This window comes from Streptomyces sp. NPDC058221 (assembly GCF_042882365.1).
Taxonomy (GTDB): Bacteria; Actinomycetota; Actinomycetes; order Streptomycetales; family Streptomycetaceae; genus Streptomyces.
The window spans coordinates 143,092-149,371 of record NZ_JBHVWF010000002.1; the positions used below are offsets into that span (position 1 = coordinate 143,092).

Annotated in this window: 11 protein-coding genes; all 11 read left to right on the plus strand. The window is 64.2% G+C overall.

Features of this window, described 5'->3' with window-relative positions; genetic code table 11:
• The 11 genes from rplX to ACFVW8_RS01630 all read left to right on the plus strand — a co-directional run bounded on the left by rplX (position 1) and on the right by ACFVW8_RS01630 (position 6,125).
• Positions 1-324 (plus strand): 50S ribosomal protein L24, encoded by a 324-nt coding sequence (rplX, locus tag ACFVW8_RS01580; RefSeq protein WP_389685538.1) that lies wholly within the window; start codon positions 1-3, stop codon positions 322-324.
• Positions 324-881: a 50S ribosomal protein L5 gene (gene rplE, locus ACFVW8_RS01585; RefSeq protein ID WP_018550615.1), complete on the plus strand. Its 558-nt coding sequence runs from the start codon at positions 324-326 to the stop codon at positions 879-881. Before rplX ends, rplE begins: the two co-directional genes overlap by 1 nt.
• A 2-nt stretch (positions 882-883) precedes the next feature.
• On the plus strand, positions 884-1,069 hold the full coding sequence (locus tag ACFVW8_RS01590) for a type Z 30S ribosomal protein S14 (protein ID WP_024491590.1): 186 nt from the start codon (positions 884-886) through the stop codon (positions 1,067-1,069).
• 224 nt (positions 1,070-1,293) lie between these two features.
• Entirely contained in the window at positions 1,294-1,692 is a 399-nt protein-coding gene (gene rpsH, locus ACFVW8_RS01595) for a 30S ribosomal protein S8 (protein ID WP_024491591.1), read from the plus strand.
• A gap of 21 nt (positions 1,693-1,713) precedes the next feature.
• On the plus strand, positions 1,714-2,253 hold the full coding sequence (gene rplF / locus ACFVW8_RS01600) for a 50S ribosomal protein L6 (protein WP_389685539.1): 540 nt from the start codon (positions 1,714-1,716) through the stop codon (positions 2,251-2,253).
• A gap of 3 nt (positions 2,254-2,256) precedes the next feature.
• Positions 2,257-2,640 (plus strand): 50S ribosomal protein L18, encoded by a 384-nt coding sequence (gene rplR, locus ACFVW8_RS01605; protein ID WP_024491593.1) that lies wholly within the window; start codon positions 2,257-2,259, stop codon positions 2,638-2,640.
• Positions 2,641-2,687: 47 nt separating this feature from the next.
• Positions 2,688-3,284 (plus strand): 30S ribosomal protein S5, encoded by a 597-nt coding sequence (rpsE, locus tag ACFVW8_RS01610; protein WP_384123300.1) that lies wholly within the window; start codon positions 2,688-2,690, stop codon positions 3,282-3,284.
• Positions 3,284-3,466 (plus strand): 50S ribosomal protein L30, encoded by a 183-nt coding sequence (gene rpmD / locus ACFVW8_RS01615; RefSeq protein ID WP_024491595.1) that lies wholly within the window; start codon positions 3,284-3,286, stop codon positions 3,464-3,466. Before rpsE ends, rpmD begins: the two co-directional genes overlap by 1 nt.
• 1 nt (position 3,467) lies before the next feature.
• Positions 3,468-3,923, plus strand: coding sequence for a 50S ribosomal protein L15 (gene rplO, locus ACFVW8_RS01620; RefSeq protein ID WP_123524185.1), 456 nt, complete (start codon positions 3,468-3,470; stop codon positions 3,921-3,923).
• Between the two features lie 223 nt (positions 3,924-4,146).
• A complete protein-coding gene (secY, locus tag ACFVW8_RS01625) occupies positions 4,147-5,466 on the plus strand; it encodes a preprotein translocase subunit SecY (protein ID WP_384123298.1) in 1,320 nt (439 codons plus the stop codon).
• The gene (locus ACFVW8_RS01630) at positions 5,466-6,125 is read left to right on the plus strand and encodes an adenylate kinase (protein WP_389685540.1); all 660 of its coding nucleotides are present in this window, start codon (positions 5,466-5,468) and stop codon (positions 6,123-6,125) included. The genes secY and ACFVW8_RS01630 overlap by 1 nt, the downstream gene beginning before the upstream one ends.
• The last annotated feature ends 155 nt before the right edge of the window (positions 6,126-6,280 follow it).

Sequence of the window (6,280 nt, forward strand, 5' to 3'; positions counted from 1 at the left end):
ATGAAGATCAAGAAGGGCGACCTGGTTCAGGTCATCACCGGTAAGGACAAGGGCAAGCAGGGCAAGGTCATCGTTGCCTACCCTGCTCAGGACCGCGTCCTCGTCGAGGGTGTCAACCGGGTCAAGAAGCACACGAAGGCCGGTCAGACCGCTCGCGGTTCGCAGACCGGTGGCATTGTGACGACCGAGGCCCCCGTCCACATCAGCAACGTGCAGCTGGTTGTTGAGAAGGACGGCAACAAGGTCGTTACTCGCGTCGGCTACCGCTTTGACGACGAGGGCAACAAGATCCGCGTTGCCAAGCGCACCGGTGAGGACATCTGATGACTACCACCACAGCGCCGCGTCTCAAGACGCGCTACCGCGAGGAAATCGCCGGCAAGCTGCGTGAGGAGTTCTCCTACGAGAACGTCATGCAGATCCCCGGCCTGGTCAAGATCGTGGTCAACATGGGTGTGGGCGACGCCGCCCGCGACTCCAAGCTGATCGATGGCGCCGTGCGCGACCTCACCACGATCACCGGCCAGAAGCCGGCCGTCACCAAGGCCCGCAAGTCGATCGCGCAGTTCAAGCTGCGCGAGGGGCAGCCGATCGGCTGCCACGTCACCCTCCGTGGTGACCGCATGTGGGAGTTCCTGGACCGTACGCTGTCGCTCGCGCTGCCGCGTATCCGTGACTTCCGTGGTCTGTCGCCGAAGCAGTTCGACGGCCGTGGCAACTACACCTTCGGTCTCACGGAGCAGGTCATGTTCCACGAGATCGACCAGGACAAGATCGACCGGGTCCGGGGCATGGACATCACCGTGGTCACCACGGCGACCAATGACGACGAGGGTCGTGCCCTCCTTCGTCACCTCGGCTTCCCGTTCAAGGAGAACTGACCGTGGCGAAGAAGTCCCTGATCGCTAAGGCCGCCCGCAAGCCGAAGTTCGGCGTCCGCGGGTACACCCGCTGCCAGCGCTGCGGCCGGCCCCACTCCGTCTACCGCAAGTTCGGCCTGTGCCGCGTGTGCCTTCGTGAGATGGCTCACCGTGGCGAGCTGCCGGGCGTGACCAAGAGCTCCTGGTAATCCTCCTTCGCCCCTTGGGCGTTGGGATTATCCGGAAGCTCTCGGTAAGTATCTGGTCGGCAGGAGCCCGCCCGCACATGCCGTAGGCTTGTGTGGTTGGGCGCCTGCCGCCCTAGACCGACTTACTACGCCGTAGGTCCCCGCACCGCACCCGTCCCGCCACTGAGTGGGGAGAGGGATGGCGCATACAGGAAACCCCGGCGAGAGAGGCCGAAGGCCAACTCATGACCATGACTGATCCCATCGCAGACATGCTCACGCGTCTGCGTAACGCGAACTCGGCGTATCACGACGACGTCAAGATGCCGCACAGCAAGATCAAGTCGCACATCGCGGAGATCCTCCAGCAGGAGGGCTTCATCACCGGCTGGAAGGTCGAGGACGCCGAGGTCGGTAAGAGCCTCGTTCTCGACCTGAAGTTCGGGCCGAACCGCGAGCGCTCGATCGCCGGCATCAAGCGAATCTCGAAGCCGGGTCTGCGTGTATACGCAAAGTCCACCAATCTGCCGAAGGTCCTGGGCGGCCTGGGCGTGGCGATCATCTCCACGTCCCACGGTCTCCTGACCGGCCAGCAGGCCAGCAAGAAGGGCGTAGGTGGGGAAGTCCTCGCCTACGTCTGGTAGTCGGGAACGGAGGAAAAGCTCATGTCGCGAATCGGCAAGCTCCCCATCCAGGTTCCCGCCGGTGTGGACGTCACCATCGATGGCCAGACGGTCGCGGTGAAGGGCCCCAAGGGTTCCCTCTCGCACACCGTTGCCGCGCCGATCGAGGTCACCAAGGGTGAGGACGGCGTCCTGAACGTCGCCCGCCCGAACGACGAGCGTCAGAACAAGGCCCTTCACGGCCTGTCCCGCACGCTGGTGGCGAACATGATCACCGGCGTGACCACGGGATACATCAAGGCGCTCGAGATCAGCGGTGTCGGTTACCGCGTCCAGGCGAAGGGCTCCAACCTGGAGTTCGCCCTGGGCTACAGCCACCCGATCCTCATCGAGGCCCCCGAAGGCATCACCTTCAAGGTCGAGTCGCCCACGAAGTTCACTGTCGAGGGCATCGACAAGCAGAAGGTCGGCGAGGTTTCGGCGAAGATCCGCAAGCTGCGGAAGCCCGACCCGTACAAGGCCAAGGGCGTCAAGTACGCCGGCGAGGTTATCCGCCGCAAGGTCGGAAAGGCGGGTAAGTAAGCCATGGCATACGGTGTAAAGATTGCCAAGGGCGACGCCTACAAGCGTGCCGCCCTCAAGCGCCGCCACATCCGCGTCCGGAAGCACATCTCCGGTTCGCCCGAGCGTCCGCGCTTGGTTGTGACGCGTTCGAACCGCCACATGGTCGCTCAGGTCATCGACGACATCGCGGGCCACACGCTCGCGTCGGCGTCGACCCTGGACGCTTCCATCCGCGGCGTCGAGGGTGACAAGAGTGCCCTCGCCAAGCAGGTCGGGGCCCTGGTCGCCGAGCGCGCCAAGGCCGCAGGCGTCGAGGCCGTCGTGTTTGACCGCGGTGGTAACCAGTACGCCGGGCGGATTGCCGCTCTGGCTGACGCCGCCCGTGAAGCCGGGCTGAAGTTCTAAGCCCCGGTTCCTACGCACAGCGGACGTAACAGAGAGAGGTAATTCCAATGGCTGGACCCCAGCGCCGCGGAAGCGGTGCCGGTGGCGGCGAGCGGCGGGACCGGAAGGGCCGTGACGGTGCTGCGGCCGAGAAGACCGCGTACGTCGAGCGCGTCGTCGCGATCAACCGTGTCGCCAAGGTCGTGAAGGGTGGTCGTCGCTTCAGCTTCACCGCGCTGGTCGTGGTGGGCGACGGTGACGGCAGCGTCGGTGTCGGATACGGCAAGGCCAAGGAAGTTCCCGCGGCCATCGCCAAGGGCGTCGAAGAGGCCAAGAAGAGCTTCTTCAAGGTTCCGCGTATCCAGGGCACCATCCCGCACCCGATCCAGGGCGAGAAGGCTGCGGGCGTTGTCCTGCTCAAGCCTGCTTCCCCCGGTACCGGTGTGATCGCGGGTGGCCCGGTGCGCGCCGTTCTGGAGTGCGCCGGCGTTCACGACATCCTGTCGAAGTCGCTCGGTTCTTCGAACCCGATCAACATCGTGCACGCGACGGTGGCGGCCCTTCAGGGCCTGCAGCGTCCCGAGGAGATCGCGGCTCGCCGTGGTCTGCCCCTCGAGGACGTGGCCCCGGCCGCTCTGCTCCGTGCCCGAGCGGCGGGTGTGTGATGGCTCGCCTCAAGATCACGCAGACCAAGTCGTACATCGGCAGCAAGCAGAACCACCGCGACACCCTTCGTTCGCTCGGGCTCAAGCGCCTGCACGACGTGGTTGTCAAGGAGGACCGCCCCGAGTTCCGCGGAATGGCTAACACCGTCCGCCACCTCGTGACGGTTGAGGAGGTCGACTGACATGGCGGAGAACCAGCCGCTGAAGGCCCACGACCTCCGGCCTGCCCCCGGCGCCAAGACCGCCAAGACCCGTGTGGGTCGAGGCGAGGCGTCCAAGGGTAAGACCGCCGGACGTGGCACCAAGGGCACCAAGGCCCGCTACCAGGTTCCGGAGCGCTTCGAGGGTGGGCAGATGCCCCTCCACATGCGTCTCCCGAAGCTCAAGGGCTTCAAGAACCCGTTCCGCACCGAGTACCAGGTCGTGAACCTGGACAAGCTCGCGACGCTCTACCCCCAGGGTGGAGAGGTCACGGTGGCCGATCTGGTCGCCAAGGGTGCGGTGCGCAACAACCACCTCGTCAAGGTCCTCGGACAGGGCGAGATCTCCGTGGCGCTGCAGGTTTCGGTTGACGCCGTCTCCGGCTCCGCCAAGGAGAAGATCGCCGCTGCGGGCGGCACCGTCACCGAGCTCGTCTGAGGCAACTCGGACCATTCGGTGGCCTGAACATCCGACCGGGGATGCCTCTCATTTGGGGCATCCCCGGTTGGTCGTTCCTAGGGGGGCATGTACGCCGGTAAGGTGGCCTCCGTTGCTGTGGTAACCCCTGGACGCATCCGTCCGGGGACCTTTGACTATTACGTATTCGTCGATCCTCAAGACCGTCACCTCTACGCATTGCGCGGGGGTCGCAGGAGGCACCGTGCTCACCGCGTTCGCCCGGGCGTTCAAGACGCCCGACCTGCGCAAGAAGCTGTTCTTCACGCTCGGCATCATCGTGCTCTACCGGCTCGGGGCACATATCCCGGTCCCGGGAGTGAGCTACGAGAACGTCCAGACCTGTGTTGACCAGGCAAGCAAGGGCAACAACAGCCTCTTCGGCCTGGTGAACATGTTCAGCGGTGGTGCACTGCTGCAGATCACGATCTTCGCGCTCGGCATCATGCCGTACATCACGGCCAGCATCATTCTTCAGCTGCTGACCGTGGTGATTCCCCGACTCGAGGCGCTCAAGAAGGAGGGGCAGTCCGGCCAGGCAAAGATCACGCAGTACACGCGTTATCTGACGGTCGCGCTCGCCATCCTGCAGGGCACCGGCCTGGTGGCCACGGCCACCAGCGGCGCGCTGTTCAGCGGCTGCCCGGTCGCCGACCAGATCGTCCCGAACCACTCCATCTTCACGACCATCGTCATGGTCACCACGATGACCGCCGGCACCGCCTGCGTGATGTGGCTCGGTGAGCTCATCACCGACCGCGGCATCGGCAACGGCATGTCGATCCTGATGTTCATCTCGATCGCCGCCAGCTTCCCCGGCGCCCTGTGGGCGATCAAGACGAGCGGCAAGCTCGCGGACGGCTGGATCGAGTTCGGCACCGTCATCCTGATCGGCTTCGTGATGGTGGCCCTCGTGGTCTTCGTCGAGCAGGCCCAGCGCCGCATCCCGGTGCAGTACGCGAAGCGCATGATCGGCCGAAGGTCTTACGGTGGTACGTCCACCTACATCCCCCTGAAGGTCAATCAGGCGGGTGTGATTCCCGTCATCTTCGCTTCTTCGCTGCTCTACATCCCGGCCCTGATCGTCCAGTTCTCCAACTCCACCGCGGGCTGGGCGACCTGGATCAAGGACCACTTCGTCAAGGGCGACCACCCGTACTACATCACCGCGTACTTCCTGTTGATCGTCTTCTTCGCCTTCTTCTATGTGGCGATTTCGTTCAACCCCGAGGAAGTCGCCGACAACATGAAGAAGTATGGTGGCTTCATTCCGGGTATCCGGGCTGGTCGACCTACTGCCGAGTACCTGAGCTACGTGCTCAACAGGATCACTTGGCCGGGCTCGCTGTACCTGGGTCTGATCGCTCTTGTGCCAACGATGGCGTTGGCAGGCTTCGGTGGCGCCAACCAGAACTTCCCGTTCGGCGGGACAAGCATCCTGATCATCGTGGGTGTGGGTCTGGAGACCGTGAAGCAGATTGAGAGTCAGCTCCAGCAGCGCAATTACGAAGGGTTCCTCCGCTGATGCGAATCGTCCTCGTCGGCCCGCCGGGTGCCGGCAAGGGAACGCAGGCTGCGTACCTTGCCAAGAACCTGTCGATTCCGCACATCTCCACGGGCGACCTCTTCCGCGCCAACATCAGCCAGGGCACTGACCTTGGCAAGCAGGCCCGCGCCTACATGGACGCGGGGCAGCTGGTGCCGGACGAGGTCACGATCGGGATGGCCAAGGACCGGATGTCCCAGTCGGACGCGGTCAACGGCTTCCTGCTCGACGGCTTCCCGCGCAACGTGGGCCAGGCCGAAGCCCTTGATGTGATGCTCAAGGACGAGGGCGTAGAGCTGGACGCGGTCCTCGACCTCGAAGTACCCGAGGACGAGGTCGTGAAGCGGATCGCGGGCCGCCGCATCTGCCGCAACGAGAGCGCGCACGTGTTCCACGTGACGTACAACCCGCCGAAGACCGAGGGTGTCTGCGACACCTGCGGGGGCGAGCTGTACCAGCGCGACGACGACAGCGAAGAGACGGTCCGCACGCGGCTCGAGGTCTACCACACGCAGACCGAGCCGATCATCGACTACTACAGGGCACAGGACCTGGTGGTCACCATCTCCGCGCTCGGCAAGGTCACCGATGTGACCGAGCGGGCCATGGAGGCGCTCAAGAAGTCCGACGAGGGCTGAGAGCAACCGTAGTACTTGTGCAGTCGGCCGCGGGGGCCAAAGTGGCCGCCCCCCCCGTATTTAGGGCCCGCAAGATGATTAAAACCCCCTCATCACCCACCAAGCAGAAAAGCTCCCCGCAAACGTGAACAAAAAGTAAACCCAGCAAAAAAAAA